Source organism: Clostridium bowmanii, assembly GCF_018861315.1.
Lineage (GTDB): Bacteria > Bacillota > Clostridia > Clostridiales > Clostridiaceae > Clostridium_AD > Clostridium_AD bowmanii.
The window spans coordinates 138892-163267 of sequence record NZ_JAHLDL010000005.1 but is presented as its reverse complement, the minus strand read 5'-3'; the positions used below and the strand labels follow the sequence as shown (position 1 = coordinate 163267).

General features: G+C 30.1%; 23 protein-coding genes, 1 pseudogene and 1 other annotated feature. Of the genes and pseudogenes, 8 read left to right on the top strand and 16 right to left on the bottom strand.

Going from position 1 to position 24376, the window contains the following annotated elements; all coding sequences use genetic code 11:
* Window positions 1-22: 22 nt before the first annotated feature.
* Window positions 23-163: pseudogene (locus tag KPL51_RS24465) on the top strand (redoxin domain-containing protein); the annotation flags it as partial.
* A gap of 12 nt (window positions 164-175) precedes the next feature.
* On the opposite strand, the gene KPL51_RS05230 reads toward KPL51_RS24465, so the two are convergent.
* The 5 genes from KPL51_RS05230 to KPL51_RS05210 all read right to left on the bottom strand — a co-directional run bounded on the left by KPL51_RS05230 (window position 176) and on the right by KPL51_RS05210 (window position 5340).
* Entirely contained in the window at window positions 176-1831 is a 1656-nt protein-coding gene (locus KPL51_RS05230) for an oleate hydratase (protein WP_216158164.1), read from the bottom strand.
* 322 nt (window positions 1832-2153) lie between these two features.
* Window positions 2154-2912 (bottom strand): AIM24 family protein, encoded by a 759-nt coding sequence (locus tag KPL51_RS05225; protein WP_216158162.1) that lies wholly within the window; start codon window positions 2910-2912, stop codon window positions 2154-2156.
* Between the two features lie 134 nt (window positions 2913-3046).
* Window positions 3047-3229, bottom strand: coding sequence for a hypothetical protein (locus tag KPL51_RS05220; protein ID WP_216158160.1), 183 nt, complete (start codon window positions 3227-3229; stop codon window positions 3047-3049).
* Between the two features lie 247 nt (window positions 3230-3476).
* Window positions 3477-4325 (bottom strand): methyl-accepting chemotaxis protein, encoded by an 849-nt coding sequence (locus KPL51_RS05215; RefSeq protein WP_216158158.1) that lies wholly within the window; start codon window positions 4323-4325, stop codon window positions 3477-3479.
* Between the two features lie 235 nt (window positions 4326-4560).
* Window positions 4561-5340, bottom strand: coding sequence for an SDR family NAD(P)-dependent oxidoreductase (locus KPL51_RS05210; protein WP_216158156.1), 780 nt, complete (start codon window positions 5338-5340; stop codon window positions 4561-4563).
* 137 nt (window positions 5341-5477) lie between these two features.
* Here KPL51_RS05210 and KPL51_RS05205 point away from each other — a divergent pair, with 137 nt between their 5' ends.
* The 3 genes from KPL51_RS05205 to KPL51_RS05195 all read left to right on the top strand — a co-directional run bounded on the left by KPL51_RS05205 (window position 5478) and on the right by KPL51_RS05195 (window position 10040).
* Window positions 5478-7052, top strand: coding sequence for a PucR family transcriptional regulator (locus KPL51_RS05205; protein ID WP_216158154.1), 1575 nt, complete (start codon window positions 5478-5480; stop codon window positions 7050-7052).
* A 202-nt stretch (window positions 7053-7254) separates the two neighbouring features.
* A complete protein-coding gene (locus KPL51_RS05200) occupies window positions 7255-9192 on the top strand; it encodes an NAD(P)/FAD-dependent oxidoreductase (protein WP_216158152.1) in 1938 nt (645 codons plus the stop codon).
* A 53-nt stretch (window positions 9193-9245) separates the two neighbouring features.
* Window positions 9246-10040 (top strand): acetoacetate decarboxylase family protein, encoded by a 795-nt coding sequence (locus KPL51_RS05195; protein ID WP_216158150.1) that lies wholly within the window; start codon window positions 9246-9248, stop codon window positions 10038-10040.
* Window positions 10041-10115: 75 nt separating this feature from the next.
* Here KPL51_RS05195 and KPL51_RS05190 read toward each other — a convergent pair whose 3' ends face one another.
* A complete protein-coding gene (locus KPL51_RS05190) occupies window positions 10116-10409 on the bottom strand; it encodes a hypothetical protein (protein WP_216158148.1) in 294 nt (97 codons plus the stop codon).
* A gap of 358 nt (window positions 10410-10767) precedes the next feature.
* Here KPL51_RS05190 and KPL51_RS05185 point away from each other — a divergent pair, with 358 nt between their 5' ends.
* Both KPL51_RS05185 and KPL51_RS05180 read left to right on the top strand, forming a co-directional pair.
* Window positions 10768-12225 carry a sensor histidine kinase gene (locus KPL51_RS05185; protein ID WP_224853844.1) on the top strand — a complete coding sequence of 486 codons (1458 nt, stop codon included), beginning with the start codon at window positions 10768-10770 and terminating at the stop codon, window positions 12223-12225.
* Window positions 12226-12296: 71 nt separating this feature from the next.
* Window positions 12297-13490, top strand: coding sequence for a leucine-rich repeat domain-containing protein (locus tag KPL51_RS05180; RefSeq protein ID WP_216158146.1), 1194 nt, complete (start codon window positions 12297-12299; stop codon window positions 13488-13490).
* 1 nt (window position 13491) lies between these two features.
* Here the strand turns inward: KPL51_RS05180 and KPL51_RS23375 are convergent, their stop codons facing one another.
* From KPL51_RS23375 to KPL51_RS05165, 4 genes are all read right to left on the bottom strand, one after another.
* Entirely contained in the window at window positions 13492-13677 is a 186-nt protein-coding gene (locus KPL51_RS23375; protein ID WP_312888414.1) for an FMN-binding protein, read from the bottom strand.
* Window positions 13678-13825: 148 nt separating this feature from the next.
* Window positions 13826-14143, bottom strand: a complete 318-nt coding sequence (locus KPL51_RS23370; protein ID WP_224853848.1) for a hypothetical protein — start codon at window positions 14141-14143, stop codon at window positions 13826-13828.
* A gap of 145 nt (window positions 14144-14288) precedes the next feature.
* Window positions 14289-16424 carry a transporter substrate-binding domain-containing diguanylate cyclase gene (locus tag KPL51_RS05170; protein WP_216158144.1) on the bottom strand — a complete coding sequence of 712 codons (2136 nt, stop codon included), beginning with the start codon at window positions 16422-16424 and terminating at the stop codon, window positions 14289-14291.
* 255 nt (window positions 16425-16679) lie between these two features.
* A complete protein-coding gene (locus KPL51_RS05165) occupies window positions 16680-16838 on the bottom strand; it encodes a hypothetical protein (RefSeq protein ID WP_216158142.1) in 159 nt (52 codons plus the stop codon).
* A 96-nt stretch (window positions 16839-16934) separates the two neighbouring features.
* Window positions 16935-16988: a sequence feature (sodium ion sensor (DUF1646 type); this cis-regulatory element may regulate processes involved in with the transportation of sodium ions), on the bottom strand.
* Window positions 16989-17466: 478 nt separating this feature from the next.
* Here KPL51_RS05165 and KPL51_RS23970 point away from each other — a divergent pair.
* Window positions 17467-17598, top strand: a complete 132-nt coding sequence (locus KPL51_RS23970; protein ID WP_263628297.1) for an LDCC motif putative metal-binding protein — start codon at window positions 17467-17469, stop codon at window positions 17596-17598.
* A gap of 101 nt (window positions 17599-17699) precedes the next feature.
* Here the strand turns inward: KPL51_RS23970 and KPL51_RS05160 are convergent, their stop codons facing one another.
* The 3 genes from KPL51_RS05160 to KPL51_RS05150 form a co-directional block, all read right to left on the bottom strand.
* Window positions 17700-18161 (bottom strand): hypothetical protein, encoded by a 462-nt coding sequence (locus KPL51_RS05160; RefSeq protein ID WP_216158140.1) that lies wholly within the window; start codon window positions 18159-18161, stop codon window positions 17700-17702.
* Between the two features lie 160 nt (window positions 18162-18321).
* The gene (locus KPL51_RS05155; RefSeq protein WP_216158221.1) at window positions 18322-18504 is read right to left on the bottom strand and encodes a ferredoxin; all 183 of its coding nucleotides are present in this window, start codon (window positions 18502-18504) and stop codon (window positions 18322-18324) included.
* A 462-nt stretch (window positions 18505-18966) separates the two neighbouring features.
* Window positions 18967-20078 (bottom strand): IS3 family transposase gene (locus KPL51_RS05150; protein ID WP_216158138.1). Its coding sequence is split into 2 segments (ribosomal slippage): window positions 18967-19832 and window positions 19832-20078, totalling 1113 coding nucleotides; the frame shifts between segments, so codons are not numbered across the junction.
* Window positions 20079-20206: 128 nt separating this feature from the next.
* Here KPL51_RS05150 and KPL51_RS23965 point away from each other — a divergent pair.
* Window positions 20207-20335, top strand: a complete 129-nt coding sequence (locus tag KPL51_RS23965) for a hypothetical protein (protein ID WP_263628298.1) — start codon at window positions 20207-20209, stop codon at window positions 20333-20335.
* 308 nt (window positions 20336-20643) lie between these two features.
* Here KPL51_RS23965 and KPL51_RS05140 read toward each other — a convergent pair whose 3' ends face one another.
* The 3 genes from KPL51_RS05140 to KPL51_RS05130 all read right to left on the bottom strand — a co-directional run bounded on the left by KPL51_RS05140 (window position 20644) and on the right by KPL51_RS05130 (window position 24311).
* Complete coding sequence (locus tag KPL51_RS05140) at window positions 20644-21543, bottom strand: AraC family transcriptional regulator (protein WP_216158136.1); 900 nt, start codon at window positions 21541-21543, stop codon at window positions 20644-20646.
* Window positions 21544-21926: 383 nt separating this feature from the next.
* Complete coding sequence (locus tag KPL51_RS05135) at window positions 21927-22535, bottom strand: hypothetical protein (protein WP_216158134.1); 609 nt, start codon at window positions 22533-22535, stop codon at window positions 21927-21929.
* Window positions 22536-22640: 105 nt separating this feature from the next.
* Window positions 22641-24311, bottom strand: coding sequence for a transposase (locus KPL51_RS05130; protein WP_216158133.1), 1671 nt, complete (start codon window positions 24309-24311; stop codon window positions 22641-22643).
* Between the last annotated feature and the right edge of the window lie 65 nt (window positions 24312-24376).

The window sequence follows — 24376 nt, the reverse complement described above, 5'->3', positions numbered from 1 at the left end:
GCTAAACTAAGGAGATAAAGCACCTAACTTCACATTAAAAAGCGAGCAAGATAAGAATTTAACTTTAAGTGATTTAAAAGAAAAAAGGGCAGTTCTTTACTTTTACCCCAAGGATGATATCGAAAAAAAGAGTCATAAGCTTTTAAAGCCTATGACTCTTTAATATTGTTTTGTATTATTTCAGTAAAGATTTTATTGCAATTAATTCTTTACTTAGGTTATCATCCTTCATCATTTCAAGTGCAGAATTAAGTAGTACACGTACATCATGTTGTCCTTTATAAATAGGAGTAAGTCTCTTATTTAAATTTAGGAATTTATAAACAGCAATCTGTGCACCTCTTACAGAATAATCCATAGTAAATACTACATCATCTTTTATTTCACAGAATTGTCCAAGTAATGCTAAGTTAGTTGAACCTTCTGGAATATTTAGAGGTCTATCACCCTTTGCCCTAGTTAAAAATTGTGCAGTTGTAAAAGGTAATATACATGGTATACAAATAGATGTTTCAATAATCTTCTTCATATCTTCCTTAAAGTTTAGATGATATAATACCTCAGCTAATATTTCCTCACCAGTACAATCTACCATTCTCTTCTTTATAAAATCACCTTTTGCGTATGGGAACAGTGAATAGCCCCATATAATTTGTATTTCCTCAGGTTGACTAAGGAAATGTGGTTGATTATGCAAAACTATTGTCATGAGCCATGAAGAGTCTCTAAATGTCATATGAGCCCCAGTTCCAGGCTGATTCCCTGAGAATTCTATTATTTTCTTATACATTGTTGGGTCCTTAAGTGTAACTGTAAAAGATTCCCACATGGACTCTTCAACACGGTCATCAAAAACATTTGGATTACCAAATTCAGGACGACCTACAGCGATTTTCTCCCATAAATCCCATGCTCCACCTACATGTTTATCATTAATTACTGGAGCTGTAGTCATTGATCCAAGACTAGTACCAGCTGTTAATGAACCGATAGTAGCAAATGCAAAATCTCCCTCTCCAACCTCTACTCTACTCTCTTTTCCATTTTTAAGACATTTGAATGCTGTAACAGTAGTTTCAGTATCTGATGGTTTAAATTCTAAATCAATTACTCTTGTATTTAATTCAAAATTAACACCTTGTGCCTTTAACCATTCTGTCATAGGTAATAACATTGAATCATATTGATTATATGGTGTACGACGTATTCCAGATAAATCTTTAAGTCGTGGTAATTCTTGTATAAACCTATGAAGATATCTCTTAAGTTCAACAGCACTATGCCAAGTCTCAAATGCAAAGAGTGTAGTCCACTGAAGCCAAAAATTTGTTTTAAAAAATGCTTCTGGAAAACAATCTTCGATAGTTTTTGTTCCTAGTGAATCTTCAGAATTAATCATTATATCCATTAATGCCATTCTATCCTGGCGGTCAAGCCCTAAAGTTGATACATCTAATATGTTAGCATCATTATCTATTAATCTAGCCTTTGCATGAGTATGAATTTTTTTATTAAAAGCATTAAATTCATCAAGTATTGAAACTTTAGGATCAGTTAATGAAGGAATGCTCTCCATTATTCCAAAAGTACAAGCATAAGCTTCTCTATCAAACATTCTTCCACCACGGATTACATAACCATCCTTTGCATTACCATTTCCGTCCATACTTCCACCTGTTATGCCTAATTCTTCATATATATGAATATTTTTTCCTGGAACATGTCCATCTCTAATTAAATATATTGCAGCTGCCATTGATGCAAGTCCAGCACCAACCATATAGGCATTTGTTTTTTCTACATCAATAGTTTGATCAAAATTAAATTTCATTTTTAATACCTCCATTTGAAAATATACCATAAGTTATTAACCTACAGAAATTTTACATTTATTAAGTTTACTACTTGCAACAACTTGCAAGCACTTGTAATCACTTGCAAGTACTTGCTATAGGTATAATATAAATCCAAAGGGAGGTAAGGTATACAATCACTTTCGGGAAATTGTCTTAAAACCATACACATAGCTCATAATGTATAAATATTTTTACAACTAAATAAGTACCACCCATATGCAAGCAGCAGGTTATAATTGAAAAAAATACCCCCTAAAGCATGTACACTCATGCCTTAGAGGGCGATTAAAATATGAATTATACATTCATTGGTTTATTTTTTCTGGTAGGTGCGATCCAAACCTCTCCAGTTCCTTGGAAGGTTTGTAAATATCCTTCGCGTTTTGATTTTTCTATTTTAGTTTCTATTTTACCTCTTATTACAATTGAAAAGTTACCATCAATTTTTAATGTCTCATTATTCAGTTCATAAATTAGAACTTCGTCGAAGGGAACCTCACTCTCTAAAACAGCGATACCACTTCCACTTAGTTTTGGTTGTCTAAATCCATCTCCGCTTACTAAACCTGTGGCAATGTTTTTATTTGTATGTACGGAAAGTTCAATGCTATCTTCACAACAATAAAACATTCCATCATCTAAAATAAGATCTTCGTTATCTAATTCTAGAATATAAAAATACTTATACGAGGGGTCTAAATATATTTCACCGTATTTACCATAATACTTTGAGGTAAATGAGGCTTCTCCAGTACCAACATTCTTAAAAAATCCCTTAGAGGCAGAAGGTGCGTTTTTCTGAATCTCTATTTGGATTGGGCCCTTCATAAATTGAAGCTCCCCAGGTTGTACGAGTACTCCTCCACCGTTAATGCTAATTCTAACTTGACGAAGCTTTTCCCCACCATATTGTGTAGGTATAGTATTTACCGAAGCAGCGTTAAAAACACCAGCATTTCTAGGTTTTTTATATTCAAGTACTTCAAATATTGTATTATTAACGCTTGTTGACGTATCTATTACTCTTACTGCATCTGAAAAATCAGGATTAAACATAATTAATTTCCTCCGTTATTTTATTTATTACTACTGTTATTCTTGTATACTTTACCATTACAACCACCATTTTTCAACTTTATCACAGCATATAATAAATTCTATAATTGCACCACCATCTTTTGTAAATGCTCCTATTTAAATAAGTTTATAAAAAACTTTATAGCAATAATAATAAACCTTTCAAAACAAAAACATACAATTTTTTTTGAAGAATCTTTCAGAGCTTCATCAAACCCATCTTTTACAGGTTGGCGGACTTGTAAAAAACTGCGGTTGTGAGCCTTCAAAAGATTTTTTTGTTTTTTGTTTTTCAATATGACTCCTCCTTTATCGCACATTATTGCTCCCAATATGAGGATTTAATTAAAATGTACTATATCGTATAGGAACATATGTTCTCATAAATAGAGTATAGCATAAAATAATAGATAAGTATACCAGCCCAAGCCACCCCTTAGGAAATTATTGTTATATGCTAGTGCCACCCAAGTGACAAGTTATAAGTCACAAAAAAATAGTGCCCTCTCACAGGCACTATATCATCTAAATTTATTAAGTTATTTAAAAAAGAGTTTCTGCCATTTTAATTAGATTTTCGGATACATCATTGAGTTTATCACTACTAGCTGCTAATTCTTGAGCTTGAGCAGCCTGCTGCTGGCTAATTGCCGCAAAATTCTCTAAAAAACCTATTAGACCATTTACATCACTTTTCAATGAAGACAAGGTTGCACTTATTTTTGTGGCAGAATCTTTAGTATTATATGCTAATTTTCTAATTTCCCCAGCAACAACTGAAAATCCCCGTCCATGCTCACCCTCTCTAGCAGCTTCAATAGATGCGTTTAGCCCCAAAAGATTTGTAGTACTAGCTATAGATTTAACATATGAAACTACATCATCCATGCTATTAATTTGCGCTTGTATTCTATTAATCTCACTATTCATATTTTGCGAACTGCTAGCTAATTCCTCTGCAGAAGCAGCAAATTGATTAACAGAACTTGATAATTCTGCTGAAAATATTTGTAGTCCTTTCGAAGAGTCTAAGACTGACTGCTCCTTAGCTTGTGAGATCCCAACCCCTACAGTCCCTACCACATTCCCTGTATCACTATTTATTAATGGAATTGCAAATGTATTTATACAAAATCCAAATACTTCTTTTGGAAATGACAGAAATTGTCGCTCTTTAGTTTCGATGGCTTTTTCAGAGCCACCCTTTTTATTAACATTAGAAAACAGCTCATTTCCCTCCTTAATGCCTAATTGAAAGGTTTTTGCTGGTTTAACTAAAATAACCTTTTCTAAATCTGTAAGAATGATAAAAGCATCTGTAACAAACATAGCTGTAATTATATCAAAAGACGTCTTTACTGCTGAAAAAAATTGTTCATCACTTGAATTCATATGTATTCCCCCTATTTTTATATAAATTTAAATTTTAATTGGTTCCCTCATTTGTATATACATATAATTTAATAAATAATATATCATGTCATTTTGAATTATATCATATTTCATTAAAAATCAAGAAAATATTTACAACAAAATAAGATGCCCTAAGCTCAATTAGGAGTTTAGGGCATTTATAATTTTCATACTATTTTCTATTGCACAGAATTAAAATCTCATTCCATAAAATTTAAGTTAATGTATATCCACCATCAACTAAAATTGTTTGACCTGTTATAAATCCACCAGCTTCAGAGCAAAGCATATTTGCAATTCCTTTAAAGTCTTCAGGGAATCCCCAACGTCCTACTGGACATTTTGCAGCAACTACTCTATCCATCATTAGTTTTTTCATTGGTGGGTTTGCAGTCATTTTAGTAAAAATAGGACCTGGAGCAATTGCATTTACAGTAACTCCATAAGGAGCTAGTTCAAGTCCGAAAGATCTAGTAACCCCTCTTATTGCATGTTTTGTAATTACATAAGGTGACATTCCAGAACGCATTCCTAAATAACCAGCTATTGAAGATACATTCAAAATTCTTCCACCATTTCCGGCTTTAATAAAGTATTTTCCTGCTTCTGCAGTAAGTGCAACCACCTGATTTAAATTTATTTGCAAGCAACGTTGATATTCTTCTTCACTATAAGTATCCCCAACAGGATTATGTGATTCTACTCCTGCGCCATTTATTAATATATCAAATTTTCCATATTCTTTTAAAGCTTCAGGTATAATTGTACCTACTTCTTCTGCTTTTCCTACATTGGCATGTATTGGAAAAAACTTTTGTCCCGCTGCTTCAACAAGAGCTTTGGTTTCCTCATATGATGTACTTGAATATGTGCCGGCAATATCTACCCCCGCTTCTGCTAGGCCTACTGCGATTGCTTGACCAATTCCAGTTGCTGAACCAGTAACTATAGCCACTTTTCCCTTAATATTTGATAGAACGTTTACATTTTTCATAATTTATTACCCCCACTTTTAATCTATTATTAATATAACATAGTGTATCATGCTGAAAAATCTGTTACTATATTAAATAATCCAAAAGCTATTGTCTTAGTTGTGCGAAATGCACTATAATAGAATCGAGGTGGATTATGAGTATAAATTTTAATGGCTTACGTGAATATCTTTTAAAAAAAACTAAAGAAGTTTACTTTAATATTGAACCGCAAAACAGTTTTGTTGATACAGAGTTAATTACTGATGAAACAACACTTTATTTACAAGATTATATATATGTTGGTTGCACTTCAAATTTCAAGGTAAATATGGACAAATTAGCTAATGCATGCTTTATTTTGATAAATGATGATTGTACAATATTAGAAAAATACATTAACAATAACTTGAAAATAATCGAGATAAACCCAAATGAAAATATATTAGAAATTTTTAATGAAGTAAGAGCTTTTTTTCGTAGAGACATAAAATATAATCAATTTAAAATATCCTTACTAGAGGCTTTTCTTTCAGGTGAAGGCCTATGTAAAATAATAAATATCGCTTCAAAATTAATTGGAAACCCCCTAATTGTTATTGACCTCAGTTTCAAGGTATTAGCTAGTTCTCCAATAGAAAATATTACTGATTTATTGTGGATGGATAATGTAAAAAAAGGGTATTGCTCTTATGAATTTATTGCTGAATTAACAAAATTAGAAACTCTAAAAAAAGGAAGAAAAACAAAACGTCCCTTTGTTGTCACCTGCCCCCTAAGTCCTATCAAAAAAATCGCATTCAAAATACAAGTGAACGATAAAACTATAGGAAATATTTTGTTACTTGAATGTGAAAAACAAACTGATCCTGATGACTATAATTATCTGATATTAATAAGCGAAATAATATCAAAAGAATTAGGAAAGAAGCAATTTTATAAGAATACAAAAAATGTTCTAAGTGAGGAAATCTTATATGATTTATTAGAAAACAATATAAAAAACAGATCACTAATCCAAGAAAGATTGAAAAATTGCACCTTAATATTTAGTAAGCATATTTTTGTGTTAGTGCTTGATATATCTAATTTTGAACTTAAACAATCTGTATATTCCAGGTATTTGAGTCCTACACTGTTAAGTCTTTTTCCAATGAGCAATTCAATTTATTATAATGGCGCTATTGTGATAATAGATGACAGGGAAGAATTTGTAGAAAAAGAAAATAAAACTCAACTAGTTAAAAATTTTTTAATAGAAAATAATTTAAAAATGGGAATCAGTAGCGAGTTTTCTTCAATAGAAGATTGTAGCATATACTATCATCAAGCAATAAGGTCATTGGAAATAGGAAATATCCTTGGCGAAGAAGAATGTATTTATAAGCATGAAGATATTGAGCCTTATAATTTTATTTACATGATTAAAAACAATGTATTAAAGGAAGATTTTTATAACAATTCAATTTATATACTAAAAAAGTTTGATAAAATAAATAGTTCTGAATTGTACAAAACATTATATATATATTTGAAAAATAATCATAATATGACAAAATCATCAGATGAATTGTTTATACATCGTAATACTTTAAGGTATAGATTACAGAAAATTGTAGACCTTATAGGACTAGATTTAGATGAAAATGATAATAGCTTTAAACTATATTATGCTTGTAAAGCAATAAATTTTTATAAAAAACTTACTAATTCACACATTGCAAAAAAATAAATAAATCTCTTTATAATCTCTGATTTTTCAGAGATTATTTTTATTTATCGCATATAATTTCATCAATAATTTATGTTATAGTGCATAACGCACAATGATTATATTAGTTTTTGGATTTTCTCCCATAGTAAGCCATTTTCTACAATGTTATAATTCAATTAATCTAGAAGACCAGCAAAAATGTACGGGAGGGTTATATACAATGAAATATGAAAAGCTTTTCAGCAAGGGTAAAATAGGTAGCTTAGAAATAAAAAATAGAATAGTAATGCCTGCAATGGGAACGAATTTGGCTTCCTATACTGGGGAAGCATCTAATGAAATCATTGCTTATTATGAAGAAAGAGCAAAAGGTGGATGTGGACTCATAATCACTGAAATCACTAGAATAGATGATGAAACTGGAGCAGGAATGCCCAATCAATTGTGTTCAATGAGCCTAAAACAAATTCCAAGACTGGAAAATCTTTCTAGTAGAATGCATAAACATAACACAAAAATATTTTTGCAATTACATCATCCAGGTAGAGAAAATCACGCTATGATGATTGATGGTCGTCAAATAGCTGGACCAAGTCCTATAATGTCATCAGCTATTGGCGAAATGCCTAGAGAGATGACAATAACTGAAATTGAAGGACTAGTTGTAAAATTTGTAAAGGGTGCTGTTTTTGCACAAATGGCTGGTATAGATGGAGTAGAAATTCATGCTGCTCATGGATATCTTGTTGCACAGTTTTTGAGCCCACAATCAAATCATAGAGAAGATAAATATGGTGGCAGTTTTGAAAAAAGAATGAGATTTATAACTGAGATAATCATGGGTATACGTGCAAAATGTGGTCCTAAATTCCCAATATCAGTAAGAATTGATGGAAATGAATTTGTTAAAGATGGCATAACTTTAGAAGAGGCAATTCAAGAAGCAATTTATTTAGAAAAAATAGGTATAGATGTTATTAATGTAAGCTCTGGAACATATGAATCGGTTACTACAATAATAGAACCAATTTCATATCCTCAAGGCTGGAAAAGACATTTAGCTAAAGCTATAAAAGCCGCAGTTAAAATCCCTGTAATCGCTTGTGATGTCATTAGAAAACCTGATATGGCAGAAACTATATTAAACGAGGATAATTTGGATTTTGTTGCACTAGGTAGAGCACAATTGGCAGATCCAGAATGGGGCATTAAAGCAAAACAAGGTAGAGAAGACGATATTAGACCTTGTATATCATGTCTTAACTGTATAGAAAGTGTTATGAAATGCGAAAACATAAAATGTGCAGTTAACCCAAGAGTGGGAAGAGAATTAGAATATCCTGATTTTCCAAAGACCGGAGAAGGTAGAAAAGTTGTAATTGTTGGTGGTGGTCCTGCCGGAATGGAAGCTGCAAGGGTTTTAGCATTAAAACAATTTGTTCCTATAATATTTGAAGAAAAAGAATATTTAGGTGGAAATGTATATCTTGCTACTAAACCTCCACTAAAAGAGAAATTGGATTGGTTCCTTGAATACCAAAAATCAACAATTAAGAAGTTAAATGTTGAGGTAAGATTAAATGAAAAGGCAACTTTAGAAAAAATTAATAAAATTCAACCATATGCAGTATTTATTGCAGCAGGATCAAATTCTATAGTTCCAAATATTCCAGGAATAGACCAAAGCTTTGTATATACATCAACTGATATTTTAGAAAGCAAGGCTGTATTAGAAAATAAGAATATAGTAATTGCTGGTTCAGGAATGACAGGTCTTGAAATAGCTGAGCTATTAACTTCTAAGGGAAATAAAGTAACTGTAATTGAGATGGCAGATAAAATTGGACCTTCCGGATATCTACCTAATGTAATAGATATAAGTATGAGACTTGCAAAAGCTGGAGTGTCACTTCTGCCTTGTAGCAAACTTATAAATATTAAAGATGGCGAAATAGATATTGAAAATACTAAAGATCAAAAATTGACTACATTAAAAGCTGATGCAGTAGTATTATCTTTAGGTGTTAAATCCAATAATGAAATAGTAAAAGAAATAGAAGACAATTATGGTATTGTTGAACTATTAGGAGATGTTTGTAAACCAGGTAGAGTCGTAGATGCAGTTTTAAATGGATTTGAAAAAGCATATGTGCTTTAGTAAGATATAGAATTATATAAAAATAAAACTAATTAATTGAGGGGGCTTATATTATGTATAGTTTTACAAAGACAATGGATCAAATAAAGTCATTACAGGGAAATCAGACAATATTTTTCGGAGCAGAAACATTAAACACAGTTTGGGAAACAAAACCAGAAATTATAGCGAAATTACTTCCAGCTCCATTGAAACCAGTAAAGAACAAACCATTAGTTTCAACTTTTGTAGCAAATTATCCTAAAACAAGCTTTGCTCCTGCATACAAAGAAGCTGGGTTGTTTATACTTGCAGAATTAGACGGTGCAGTAGGTAGATACTGTTTATCTATGCCAATTACTGATGGAATGGCAATGTCAATGGGAAGAGAAGTTTGTGGACTTCCAAAAAAAATGGCGAACATAGATTTCGAAGTAAAAGATGGAAAAGCAGTAGGAAAAATTAGTCGTAATGGAATAGAATTTTTCACAGTTAATGCTGATGTGTTAGGAAAATTAAATGAAGATGGTAAAGTTTCCGAACTTAATGAAGCCATAAGTGAATTTATGTATAATATAACCTATGCAAAATCAGCAGATGGTTGTGGTTTCTTATTAAGTCCTACTTTGATAAAACAAAAATTAGCAGTCGCTGATATAACAGAAGATAAATTAGCTACCTCTTCTGTAGTTATGATAGATTCTCCACATGATCCATGGGCAGAACTTGAAGTAGTAAGAATGATAGGTTCTCAATATATGGTTAGTACAAATACATTAGAACCTGGCGAAAATATGTACTTCAATAAGATTGATCCTATGGGATTTGTTCCATACTCATTCACAAAATGGGATTGGTGGTCTAAGTAACAATAATTTTCATATAATTTTAATCTTAAAGGAACCTGTCACACCTGCTCTTTAGGGGGTATGGTCAGGTTCCTTTTATACTATTTTCTCCAATGCACCCTTTAACCCTAACATAGGTAAATGTATTTCATTTTCCTTCATCAGCTCTTCTAATACTTCCATAAAAACACCTTTTTCACTTTTAATATGTACCCTATCTATTACTTCATTAATGTCATCTAGTCCTGAAAACTCCCCTCCCCATTCACCACAACATGTAATGTTCACACCACAGCTCGGACTTCCATCAATCCCAATAACACCAAGAACTTCGAATTTATCTGTTTCATTTATATATTCCTTCAATTGTAATATGATGGGCTTTAACATCCTTCTACAATTTTCTTTTTATCCATAATTTTCCTTCCATATATATTAAATTATATTTTAATTTATTACATTAAGTTTAAATATACCACATTTTATTTATCATTAAAAATTCAAAATACTAATAGATATAAAGTTATCAATAGGCAATAGCTATAAGCCAAAATACTGATTTTTAAAGCAATTAGAAAACCTCACCGTTAAGTTATTTATAAATGAATTCTTTTTATTATAATGAATTGTAACATATTGTAGTATTATGTAATATATTGTGTTATTATGTTAAAAGAGATAATTCTATTAAATTTAAAATAGAATCAAATTGTAATAGAAGTTTATTTGAGAATCGAGGATAATTATTATGTGTAAAAATAAAAGTAGACGAACTATGGTATTGGGGTATTTTTCTATTGCTTGTTTATCACTAGTTATAATATTATTTAGTATTTATAGTATGAATAAGGTATGTATGGAATCTGATTTTATTATAAAAAAAATACTTCCAGCAAAAACATTTTCAACGGAAATTCTAACATCATTAATTAACCAAGAAACAGGTATAAGGGCTTATATCATTTCAGAAGATAAAAGTTTTTTAGAGCCCTATTATTTAGGACACAATCAATTACAAGGCTATTATAATTCTCTTGATAATTTGAAACATACGTCAGTAGGAATGGAAACTGCTAATCAACTTAATGCTCAGATGAAATCCATCGAAGCATTTTTTAAAAATCAAATATCCTTAGTTGATAATGGAAACTCAGCTCAGGCAAAATCTAACTTAAATAAAGGTAAAAATTTAGTCGACCAATTTAGGGCCACTGATAATATACTGATAAACAAAATTAATTTAGAGGTAAATATTTCTCGTAACAATGTTGCAAATACTCAAATAATTCAACGGTGCCTATTGGCCTTCTTAGGCTTTATACTTATTGTATGTAATCTTCTCTTTATTAGGTATATATGGAATTATACTTACGAAGAAGTTAAGAAAAAAAATGAAATGAACAAAGAATTACAAAAATTACTAATATCCCACGAAGAATTTACTGCAAACATCTCACATGAACTTAAAACACCATTAAATGTGATTTTTTCAGCAATACAACTCTTCCAAATGTATTGCAATAATGGTTCATTAGACCAGCGAAAAGACACAATAATTAAATATCTTGACTCAATGAAACTAAATTCTTATAGGTTATCAAAACTTATAAATAATATAGTTGATTCATCAAAAATTCAAGCAGGATTTTTTAAATTAAACTTGTCAAATAACAATATAGTGGAAGTTGTAGAAGACATAGTGATGTCTGTAACTGATTTTACCGACAGCAAAGGCTTACATATTATTTTTGATACAGATACAGAAGAAAAAATTATTGCTTGTGACCCCGAAATGATACAGAGAATATTATTAAATCTTATATCAAATGCAATAAAGTTTTCAAAAGTTGGTGATGGAATATTTGTAGACGTTGTGGATAAAAATGAATTTGTTGAAATATCAGTTAAAGACAATGGAATTGGAATTGAAAAAAAGAACTTAGATATGATATTTGATAGATTTAAACAGGTAGACAAATCACTATCAAGAAATGCAGAAGGTACGGGGATTGGCTTAAGTTTAGTTAAATCCATCGTAGAATTACATGGCGGTAGTATATGTGCTGAAAGTGAATTTGGAAAAGGAAGCAATTTTATCGTTTCACTTCCTTCAGCCAAGGTAATTGAAGAAAATGATCAATATAATAGCAAAGTTAAAAGTGGAGATGAAAGTATAAAAGTAGAGCTCTCAGATGTTTATTCGTAATTGCTTATGGGCTTAATATACACTAACAACGTTAAATGTGAATATATTACTATAACTGGAGGATCATGAATATGATAAATGAAATACATATTAAATTTAAGTTTATAAATAGCATTACTATTTTTTTATTTAGTATTAGTATTGTTGGTTGTAGTTCTGCACAAATTGTGTTTTCAAATAGCGCTACTGAACAAACCTCAATAAGCGTCCAGGTTACGGAGAGTACAGTTATTACATTTCCAGATAAGAATTTAGAACAAACAATAAGAGATGAAATACAATGCCCTACTGGAGATATTTTAAAGGATGATGTTGATAAGATAACAAAGCTTCAAAATGCTGAGGGCAAACATATTGCGAATCTTTCAGGTATAGAGCATTTAACTAATTTGTCCTCGTTAAATTTAGGTAATAATCATATTATCAACATAAGTCCTTTAAAGCATTTAACTAACTTGACTAATTTGAATTTAGCCACTAACCAAATAAGTAACATAGACCCTTTGAAAAATTTGACTAACTTGACTAATCTGGATTTAGCTACTAATCAGATGAGTGACATTGAACCTTTAAAATGTTTGACTAACTTGACTCATTTGAATCTAACTGCTAATCAAATGAGTAACATAGAATCATTAAAAAATCTAACTAAGTTAACTAATTTATATTTAGCTACAAATAAAATGATTAACATAGAGCCCTTAAAAGGACTTACCAACTTAACTAATCTAGATTTAGCCACTAATCAAATCAGCAACATAGAATCTTTAAAAGGTTTAACTAACTTGATCAATTTAGATTTAGCTACTAATCAGATGAGTAATATAGATTCCTTAAAAGGTTTAACGAACTTGACTAGTTTAGATTTATCTACTAATCAAATGAGTAACATAGACCCTTTAAAAGGATTAGATAACTTAATTGAATTAAATTTAAAAACTAATCAAATCGAGGATTATTCTCCGGCTGTAGTTTATTCCAAGAGCATGGTAAATATATACATTGCCAACACAACTATTGTACCTAAACAAAAGACATTAAGTGATATTAATCAAGTTGCAGATAGTCCAGTTATTACAACTCCAGATGATAATTTTCAAAAATCAATAAGTGGTACAACACCATCTCCTACTGGAGATATTTTAAAGAGTGATGTTGATAAGATAACAGACCCTCAAAACAATACAAATGTTTCAGGAATAGAAAATGTTACTGATCCCAATTTAGATACTAATAACATTAGTGATAAAGGTAACTTAAATTAATCTATGCTTTAGCTTGGCTTAACGCATCCTGAGCTGCACTGATAATTCCTTCACTACTGTAAGTAGCACCAGAAACAGTTTCTACAGAAGTTGATTGAGCTGAGATTATTTCAGAAATTATAGTACTTTCTGCCACATCGTAAAATCTTGGGGTATCCTGATTTGATACTGTTTCAACATTAGTGATTTTATTATTTTCTACTGTAACTGAAATTTCAGTTGTACCTCTTCTAAACCCAGTGCCAGTTCCTGTATAGGTTCCATCCGTATATTTTTGAGAAGTGCTATTTGTACTAGTACTTACAGTCGTACTAGTTGATGCGCTTAATGCACTTTTAGCTAATACAGATCCCCCCTACATTATTAATAGCATAAAGTCCTACCATAGCAGCTATGGCTACAGAACTAGCTAGTTCAGGAGTTATATTTTCACCAAGAACATTTACCTTAGTATTACTCCTAGGACATGTTTCAATACACTTTAAACAATTAATGCAATCTCCACCACATACACTCTCAACTTTATAGAGGGGTAATCCCATGGTCCATACAACAACTATAAGTAATAGCAGGACTAAATATTTTACGTATTTTAGAGCAGCATCTACTTTTTCGTTTACTTTAAAATTTATCTTGAATACATTTTTGGACAATAAATGAAGTAAATCATTATAGGTTCCAAAAGCACAAATCCAACCACATTTTTATTTGTTTTGTGTAACTTTTGATAAAATGGAATTTATTTAGCATCAAAAAAAGTGCCTATTTAGGCACTTTTTTTCATCATACATTCTTCTTTTATTTTTCGTTTTTAATTTTCTTTTTATCTTCATACATTCTTTTATCAGCAAGAGCAATTATGGTATCAATATTTTCTTCAGAACAATGTCTTATAGCATATCCAAATGCTGCAGATATTTTAATGCTTTTATTTATATTAACTATTAAGCTTTTTTCTGAAATAATCCTTTTAACCTTTAATATGTACCTATCTACTTCCTCTTCATTTATGCTCTCCAATATTAAAAGGAATTCATCACCACCCATTCTTAAAATAAGGTTACATTCAGAAAAAGCTTGTCTCAGTGTATCAGCAAAACATTTTAACAATTCATCACCAATAATATGACCATATTTGTCGTTAACCGTTTTTAAATTATTCACGTCAGAAACAATTATTGTCTGAGGATATTTACAAGTGTCTAGCTTGTCCTTTACTTTATCATTATAATAATTTCTATTGTAAACATTTGTTAATGCATCCGTATATAAAAGATGTTCCTTTTCCCTAAGCAAAGATGTCTTAGTCTTTTCACTTATCAAATCTTTAAATAATTTAATTACAAACAATATTATCAGAAATATCAAAGCAGCTAGACCTAGAATTGCAAAAATAAGGTATTTGTATTTCTGATTACTTGTTTCATGAGGTACTTCAGCATAGCCCGCATTGAATAATTCATCCATATCCATAAGAGGGATAACCTTATCAATTATACTTGCAAGTTCAGGAGTATTTTTTGAAATTCCATAATATAAGTATGAATCTGTACTTGTTGTTCCCTTTTGAACAATATCATATAACTGCATATTTTCAATATAAAAACGAAGTACACTTGGATTTTCTATAATATATTCAACTTTTCCTTCTTGAAGTAGCTTTAGTGATTCCTGAATATTGTTAGTCTCTATAATGTTTACACTTGTAAGGTTTTTCCTAAGATATTCATTGTGCCAAAAACCTTTTATAACAGCAACTTTTTTTCCTTCAAGTCCAAAAACATCACTAGCATCTTTTATTCCAATTTTGCCCATAATTATATCTCTTTCAGTGCTGTAAGGCCTTGGGTATATTATATGTTTTAGTCTATCATCAGTTCTAGCAATATTTAAAACATTTATTTCACCTTTCACAAGCTTTTGCTCAAGTATATCAAAATCATCATAAACATAATTAAATTTTATACCAGTTTTAGCCGATATATCTTTTGTAATTTCTCCACTTATGCCTCCATAAATACCATCTTTGTAATAATCAAAGGGAAGGTAATCCTTTGTAATACCAATAGTTGCTGTGCCATTATTCTTAAGCCAGTCCGTTTCACTTTGTGTAAGTTTCATAATTTTTATGTTATACTCAATTCCGCTTTCCATCATCAATTTAGGCAGGCTCCTAACCAATAATTCATTAACCTCTTTATCTAATATTGAAGCCAGAATCTTGTCCACTTTTCTTGTAGAAAGTGTTCTATCAGAGCTTATTTTATCTAGCTTAAAAACATACTTTAATTCTGGAAACTCATAAATATAATCATATACTGCATCACCGCCTGATGTAATAAATGCATCAATTTCATTATTCTTTAATGCTGATATCAAGTCTATTTCAGAATTATATGTTTTTGGGGCATACTTTATATTCTTATAAAGTTGAGGCAATAGTTCCATTACAATATCATTTTTAAGAAACCCTATTGCTCTTTTATCAATATCACCTATGGTATGTATATCTCCGCCTTCTCTAGCTATAAGTGCATAAGGAGACTTGCTTAAAGGCTTAGTGAAAACCATGAGTTTATCTCTTTCAGGAGTTTTGTTTGCTCCAAAAAGAATATCAACACTACCATTTTGAAGTCCAGAATAAACCTCTCCCCAAGTCTTTGATGCTTCAAGTCTTATATTAATACCTAAATCTTTATTAATAATTTTTATTAGTGGAATTAAATATCCTTTTTCTGCAGCATTATATTTAAAATATTCACTTCCAGAATACGGGTCTATGCCAAGAGTTAAAACTCTATTTTTATTTTTAGCTAGCCATTGTTGTTCTTCACTAGTTAAAGATACAGCGCTACTTGAGCTTGAAAATACAATGCTTCCAATGGAAACCACTATAATTAAAATAAGTAAAAAATTTTTCAAAAAATATTTCAATTGTATCACACCCCAAAAGTAATTATTATACATTTGTTATCCCTTTTAATCAGTTATAATATTTACTATAGTTCTATAAACTAATTAAAATTCCTTTAAAAAAAACATATTGACTAAATCCTTCAATGTTTAAGCTACATTTTTTTGCAAAAAATAATTTATGGGAAGCCATTTTGGCTTACCATAAAAATTGCAGTATTATTAATGTGTAGTATCCTCTGCTTAATAGAATGTCCCAGGAGCCATCTTTTATCCTTATTTTTTATTTGCTTTCTTTTGTCTTTCTTCTTTTTCTCTCTCTTCTTTTTCTCTCTCTTCTTTTTCAATTTTTTTAGGAAAAACAAAAGTAAAGTAAGCAAATCCTAAAATTAATACCCCCACTGTAAACATTATCATTATATCTTGACCAGTCATATGATTACCTCCTCGTATTAGTTGGTGTCAGTCTTTTATGTTAATATTTTAAAATAAATTTATCAAAAAAATAATAGGGTGGGAACCTCAAATAAGAGTTTCCCACCCTAGAAACAAATTTCTTGGAATCAAACCTAAGTTTGTCCAACCGATAAAAAATATTATACTACCATGATACTACAAAATTTATATTAATTCAATTTATGATGTAGTACCGCCCACATGGCAAGTGCCCCCTATGTAGAGCTGCAATCTGTTTCGCAGTATGAATTGTAATTATAAAGTATTTATTAAGTTTAATAAAAACACAGATTATCCGTATATAATATAAATTGTAAGAAGAACACTATTGAAATATTTACTAGGGTAACTTCCTCTGTTTAAGTTGATGTATTCGAGTTACATATTATAAAAACTTGAAGTTATAGTTAGAAACCTTACCTTAATTATTGGCATTAGGTAAGTTTTTTATGGTTAAGCATAAATCATTATAATTTTCCTATTAAATTAATTTTTATTGTATAATCTTTATATTATATTCATATCTTAATGCTAGACTTAATTATTAGATAATAAATATTTCAAATAAATCGTGTTGTTTAAAATTAATTTAAATGGAGGTATATATATGAATATATTTAAAAAATGGTATAACAATTTTATAAAAGATATGGAAAAAGCCAATAAAGAAAGTTTTGGTGATAAAAAATTAGATTGCTGTGGCTTAAATGATAATAAGAAAAAAAAAGGTCATAAGTAATGCCACCTACACGACCAATGAATGTCAAAAATCCTTAGCTTAGGCTAAGGATTTTTGAGTTTCTACTCTTTCCATTTAATAATTGAAATTTGCGATATATTTTAGTAACTCTTTAACATTTTCTCATGTAATAAGTATATTTGCTTCATTATAATTTTATCAGCTTGAACTTGTGTTATTGTTCCATTATCTACAAGATTCGTTAATGGATTTATATAACTTATATTGTTGCTATACTTATGTATTTTAGGATCTTGCTCAGCCATAGTTTTAGTCTTTTCTAGATTTATTTTCTTTCCATCTTGAGGTTTACTAATTATAGCTTTAATTTTATTTGCTTGGTCTGCAGTTATAGTATTGGGAGCTACAGGGTTTACAAAATTTTTATCTAAGCCCTGTTTTATATTAACATTACCTAGTTTGCGCTCATTTGTTAAAAGTGCCCTTCCATATATGTTTAGTGGTTGCACAGTTGCTGCAAAAGCATTACTAACGGATGATAAAAGTATACCTCCTGTTATTAATCCTGCAAGAATCTTTGTTCTTGAAAATATATTTATCACTTTAATCTTTCCTCCTTCATTTATTCTTATTGATTCTATTTCTAAATTATATCCAATAAAAATGTCAAAAAGGTGTCAATATTATGTTTGTTTTGTGTATTTTTCATTAATAAAGGGACTATACTCAATTAAAAGTTTAGTCCCTTTATAATTTTACTGTTTACTCCACTATTATGGCACTCACTGGACACTGCTCTTCAGCATCTTTAGCACTCTCCATTAAATTATCTTCTATTTCATTTTCAGAAGCTTCAGCCTTTCCATCATCATCCATTTCAAAAATTTCAGGACATACAGCCGCACACAATCCGCATCCTATACATGTTTCTACCTCGTATTTTATCTTATCTAAATATATTTTACATTATCCTGAAAGCATAGATTTAAAGGCATCTATCAGATATATAATAATTTTCATGCTTTTATATTAACTAATTGTATCTGATTGTATTTTATGTAACGGTGGCAAATGGGTGGCATTGCCACCATAAAACTCAACTTTAGTATTTAACCTACATCACATATTTCAACCCGTTAATATTTCTATATTTATACTTAACATGCTATAAAATAGTGCATATGAATTTAGTTTCCTTAATCAACAATAATTCTAATCTACACATGCTTATACGTCAACAGTCAACATATTTCATTTTATTATTATTCTACCTTTCAATAAACAAATACATAAAAAGGAAAAAAATTTCACATGACTTCTCTTTTCATTAAAAAAATCATAAATAAACCCTCGACCTTCAGATTCGAAAGAAACAGTTTGGATTGTCAACACTTTCTTGTACAAATTTTATTCGGTCATATTTGCTAGGGGATATTCTATTGGTGTCATATAATTTAAAGCACTCTGAATACGCTTATTGTTATACCAGAATACATAACTTCGTAAATCCCTTTTTAGCTCTTCCAAGCTTTTAAAAATCCTGTTAAATGCAAATTCTGTTTTTATAATTTTATAACTAGCCTCAGCAACAGCATTATCATAAGGACATCCTTTTTTGCTTAGTGAACGCTTTATCTTAAAGGCTTCTAAAACTTCGTCTATTATCTTATTTTTAAATTCATTACCCCTGTCGGTGTGGAATATTTTTATTTTAGTTAAATTTATATTAGTGCTCATAAATGCTTCATAAACTAATTCAGCATCCTTTCTAGGACCTGATGAATATCCCACTATTTCTCTATTAAAAAGGTTGATTAATAAACATATATAATGCCAGTTACCTGACACATTAACATATGTAAGATCACTTACTACTATTTCTAGATCGCTCCTATTATCAAATTCTCTATTTACTATATTATCTATCTTTTCCTCATTACAGCTAGCCTTATGCCCCTTATACTGCTTTACAGTATAATTAGAAACTAATCTGTATTTATCCATAACCTGCCTTATTTTTCTTCTTGAGGCTATTATATTTTGCTTTTTTAACTCTATTTTTATCTTTCTTGAACCATAATTATTTTTGCTTTCTCTAAATATTAATATAACTTCGTTTTCAAGCTGAGTATTATATACCCTAGCTTTTTTCTTATAATAAATTAGACTTCTGGGTATACTTAACGTTCTACACATTGCGCTGATACTGTACTTTTCCTTGTTTGATAAAATCAGGTCTATCTTCGTCCCATTATCAGCGCTGCTTGCTTTAAAATATCATTTTCCATCATTAATTGTTTATTTTCCTTACGAAGACGTAGTAGTTCATTCTCTTCTATGGTCCGATTATCTTTAGCCTTGAAAGACCCAGATTCGCTATAATCATTTAACCACTTAATTATTGTAGACTTTGCTATTTGATACTCTCTTGCTATATCTGCTGTTGATTTACCATTTTGCTTAAGAGCTACTATTTGCTTTTTAAATTCCTCTGTATAATTTTTTGTTTTTCCTGCCATGATATTTTACACACTCCTTTTTATCTATTATATCATGACCGAATGTTTACCGTACAATTTATTATAACCTATCCACCTTACGTAAACAACAAGAAGGCTTACCATCCCCAAAACAAATTAAAAGAGAAATGACAGATGCTAGTAAGGATATTTTAATTGCAGCTAAAAATAAACGTATTCAAGATCAATTTAAAGAAATTAAGAAACTTAAAGTGGAACTATCATACCTTCGAGGACAAATATATGATAGTAATTAATTCTATCATATAGATAAAAATAGGGCTCTTGATATAAAATACTCTAGAGCCCCATTTTACTTGCTAATCAAAATACAGTTGGCATCGTTGACCGATTCTACGAAAAAAAAGGAAAATTGTTAACTAAGGTAAGTCAAAAGTCTTCCCTTAAAACCAGCCTCAATGATTACGAAAAGCGCCTAGATAAATCAAATCACAAAATATATGTTTAATAAAATGCAGAAGTGATTTATATATAATATTTAGTCTGGTTAAATACAAGATACTATATCACAAGAAAACTTTATTTTTATATAGTATCATACATTTTATATGCTTTTTATTGGAATATAAATCTTCATTGAAACTTTATCATATTCCCAAGAATGACAATGCTCATCATAATGCTCAAAGTCGAATTTACTTTCGTCAATTTCATATTGTGAATTTGGAAACCATTGTTGAAGTATATAGGTCCAAGTTCCATTTATGGAATCTATAAAGTTTTCTTCTTGCACTTCTGGTGTCGTAAATATAGCATAGGTAGCAGCAGGAATTTCTAATTTGTACATATCATCAATGGCTTTATCAAAGTTATCAACACCAACACCCATTAGATATGAAAAGTCATCAGTATCCATATTGGTATTAATACAAATGCAATACTCACCATGTTTTAGTGGAGTTAGCTGTTGATACAATTTTTCCTCACAATTGTTATCATCAAAACCACGTTGAGCCCAGAATGCTGGGATATCACTTGAACGTAATACATTTTTAAGGTTATTCTTAAATTCATACCCAACCACCTTAAAGCTAGGCATTTCAATTATTTTAGGTCCCATTATAATTCCTCCAGTTTGATTATTTCTTAAATATACTAAATTTATTTTTGGTGGTAATCCTTTTGGAGCATGAATTCTGTATAGACTTGGTGGATATCCAAAAGCACGTTTAACGGCTTTATTAAAACCTGCATGAGTTTCAAAGCCATAATCCATTGCTATATCAATTATCTTTGCTCCATTCGTTAGATTTTGTAAAGCAAATTGCAATTTTCGTTTTGTTACATAATCCATTACTGATAAATGGACAAAACTACTAAATATTTTATAATAATGATAGGTTGAAAACCCTGCAATTGAGGCTAGTGTATCTACAGATAATTTATCCTCAATATGCGCATCAATATAATCAATAGTTTTTTGTATTAAGTTAATATACTCCATTAATTCACCTCATTTAAACTCATTAGATCCCCGTACGGTAATTATATAATAGCATTTATAAATAAAATTTCTTGTCCTAACTTGTTAATATTATAATTTTAAAAGAAGTATCATAACATTTCTTTAAATCATAATAGCAAAAAATTTAAAGATAGGCTAAATCTAACTACCAACATATGTGATGAAAAGTCATTTATCATCAATCTTAAGAAAAATAAAAAAGGCATTGCTGCCTCCTGGATTTGTGTACAATATCTTACTATAGAGAATTTTCTTTACAATATAATATTATCATTTAATTCCATTTATTTAAATATTTTTTAACTATGGATTACACATTGTTTACATACCAACAACGTGATAACTAGTTATTTAAGACACTTTCATATAACTGAGTATAGATAACGAGTATATGTCGGCTGTACCCGTAATTTTGTCCATTTTTCTGAAATCCACGATAAGTCTACATCCTTAAATTCTTCCTTCGGTATTTTTTCTAAACGAGCTAATTTTCTATTTTTACGTATAATAGTTATTACGTCCTCCATTGTTTTATCTTGTGTTGTAGAATATAACTCTACATTATCCAAAACTTTAAAAAGAGTTACTCTGCACTTTCCTTTAATGCAGTCCCATGCAAATGGAAAATAATTATCACCAGCATATGTATTATGAATTTCACATTTATTTATAATTTCATCTGGATTTAATGTATTCTGTGTCTTTAAAGCTTCAGCTATTGCGTCAAAGCGCTCTTCTTTATTCCCTTCTGTTTTATATGCAATCATAATATCTTTTAAAGTGGTTATTAAATTACAAGCTGTCTTTGAATGAGCCAGCTTGTATTCAATTTGTTTATCACGTGCTTTATTTTGTCGTGACTTAACTAATTTAACAAACATTTCGCCAATGTCATCAAGAATGTTAGCATATTTTTGGGTAATAAATGCAACAGCAAGAGTGTATCTTTTATATTCTTCAAGTTCTTTCATTTTTGAGGCATTTAATGCAACATTGTTAATAAAATATGATAAAATTTATATTCTATGACATGATTAGACCACAAAAACTTGCGTTTTATCCGTTAGGATATTGGGCTATTCCAATTTTAGCTTGTTTAACTTGAATATATTGTAAAATACCAGAAAAATAGCAATAAAAAATTTATTTAGGGCGTCAGCCGTATTTTTGAGAAGGTTAACTAGCAGCTTTTTAAAGTTATATGCTGCAATTTTAAATCCGACCCATAATTTTGAGCGCAGTAGTCCCAGAATAGGCATATTGTCAATTTTATATCTTCGTCTTAGTACTGAGGGTATACCCTCAACATCTGCTCTTTGATTAATAATTTCGATATATTCTGATTGAGACATTTTTTCTCTTTGAAGGTCATTGTTACGTCTTTTCTCGCTAACACTGATAGTATTAAATTTCTTTTGTGATTTTATTGGGCATTTATTCTTAAGAGGACATTTTTCACAGATATCTTTGCTAAACTTTGCTGTATAGGCGTTTGATTTGTTATATGATTCTTCAGGTTCAGCTCCGTTAGGACAACTAATTATTATATTTTTTTCTTTATCCACAGCAAATTTACTGTAATCTAGTTTATCTGTGGATGGTTTTCTTCCAACTAGCTCACCTGGTATTAACTCAATATTTTGCTTGAGTGCTTCTTTTGATTTTTCTTGCTCGTAATAAGCACCATCTGTAATCATTTGAATCTTTTCATCAGCTTTTTTCTTTTCAGAAATAGCCTTTATAACATCATCTGAAAATCTAGAATCGCTGTAGATATTAGGCTTAAGGTCATAATCAGTTATAATGCTAGTATCATCGTTAAAAGTTTCAACAATATTTGCAACATAACCGATATTCCCAGTATACTTAAATCTAAATGTAGCATCTGGATCCGTAGGATTTTGGAGACTTGTTGAAGTTATCTCTTTACCAACCTTAGGCGTTAATTTATTATTTTCATCTATAGTTGTTTGGTCTTGAAGCATTCTAACTAAAAGCTGATAATTTTCGCTATTGGTTATAATTGAATCTAACTTTGAACATGTATCATAAAGCATTTCTGAATGCCTAAGTAAAGTTAACAACTTAGAAGTAGCTTCTAAGTCTTGAGTTCTATATATAGTTTCATTTTTATTACCTTTCTCCAGGTAGGTTAAACATTCCTCCGGAATAAGGGAGTTATTATATTCATTAAGGTCTTTAATGACCCTATAGTTAACAGAATAAACTAATTCAAGCCTGCTAAGTTTTTTACATGAAGAACTAACCATTAAAGAATCTACTCTAACTTTTTTGTTATCAATGCAAAGATATTTTGCAGCAGAGGCGGCTAGCACTTCTACTTCAAGTTTAATTAAATCAATGCCCGTAAGTTGTTCATATTCAATAACTCTATTTCTAAAATTTGTTAAGGTATTTATAGAAACAGGCTGCTTATCATAGGCTGTAGTATAAAGGGCATACTGGTATCTTATATCAAAGTGAAGAGAACCAATAAGTTCTTCATCAGTCTGTTGAAATATTTCTTTTATCATAAGTAAAGCAATAATGATATTTATAGGTGTGTTGGGTCTTGATGCATGATTACTACTATAAATTACAGAAAAACGCTCCTCATTTATTTGAGGAAAAACATAATCTCTAAAGGACTGAGCCCAGCAATTCTTTAAAATATTTTGAAGATATTTAGGCATTTGGGCTACAGGATCCAAAAATGTAGTTTGTTGAGTGTTATTTTTGCAAAACATAGTAATCCTCCTAAAGTGGTCATTTTGGTATTATTATATCATAAATACTGCTCTTGGAAGTAATT

What these genes read in the sequence shown, in the direction of transcription:
- KPL51_RS05205 (WP_216158154.1), top strand. Translation starts at nt 5,478, where the DNA reads ATGAGTATAAATTTTAATGGCTTACGTGAATATCTTTTAAAAAAAACT.
- KPL51_RS05190 (WP_216158148.1), bottom strand. Translation starts at nt 10,409, where the DNA reads ATGTTAAAGCCCATCATATTACAATTGAAGGAATATATAAATGAAACA.
- KPL51_RS05195 (WP_216158150.1), top strand. Translation starts at nt 9,246, where the DNA reads ATGTATAGTTTTACAAAGACAATGGATCAAATAAAGTCATTACAGGGA.
- KPL51_RS23965 (WP_263628298.1), top strand. Translation starts at nt 20,207, where the DNA reads ATGACAGATGCTAGTAAGGATATTTTAATTGCAGCTAAAAATAAACGT.
- KPL51_RS05225 (WP_216158162.1), bottom strand. Translation starts at nt 2,912, where the DNA reads ATGTTTAATCCTGATTTTTCAGATGCAGTAAGAGTAATAGATACGTCA.
- KPL51_RS05135 (WP_216158134.1), bottom strand. Translation starts at nt 22,535, where the DNA reads ATGAAAGAACTTGAAGAATATAAAAGATACACTCTTGCTGTTGCATTT.
- KPL51_RS05165 (WP_216158142.1), bottom strand. Translation starts at nt 16,838, where the DNA reads ATGACTGGTCAAGATATAATGATAATGTTTACAGTGGGGGTATTAATT.
- KPL51_RS05210 (WP_216158156.1), bottom strand. Translation starts at nt 5,340, where the DNA reads ATGAAAAATGTAAACGTTCTATCAAATATTAAGGGAAAAGTGGCTATA.
- KPL51_RS05215 (WP_216158158.1), bottom strand. Translation starts at nt 4,325, where the DNA reads ATGAATTCAAGTGATGAACAATTTTTTTCAGCAGTAAAGACGTCTTTT.
- KPL51_RS05140 (WP_216158136.1), bottom strand. Translation starts at nt 21,543, where the DNA reads ATGGAGTATATTAACTTAATACAAAAAACTATTGATTATATTGATGCG.
- KPL51_RS05230 (WP_216158164.1), bottom strand. Translation starts at nt 1,831, where the DNA reads ATGAAATTTAATTTTGATCAAACTATTGATGTAGAAAAAACAAATGCC.
- KPL51_RS05200 (WP_216158152.1), top strand. Translation starts at nt 7,255, where the DNA reads ATGAAATATGAAAAGCTTTTCAGCAAGGGTAAAATAGGTAGCTTAGAA.
- KPL51_RS23970 (WP_263628297.1), top strand. Translation starts at nt 17,467, where the DNA reads ATGAATATATTTAAAAAATGGTATAACAATTTTATAAAAGATATGGAA.
- KPL51_RS05130 (WP_216158133.1), bottom strand. Translation starts at nt 24,311, where the DNA reads ATGTTTTGCAAAAATAACACTCAACAAACTACATTTTTGGATCCTGTA.
- KPL51_RS05180 (WP_216158146.1), top strand. Translation starts at nt 12,297, where the DNA reads ATGATAAATGAAATACATATTAAATTTAAGTTTATAAATAGCATTACT.
- KPL51_RS05185 (WP_224853844.1), top strand. Translation starts at nt 10,768, where the DNA reads ATGTGTAAAAATAAAAGTAGACGAACTATGGTATTGGGGTATTTTTCT.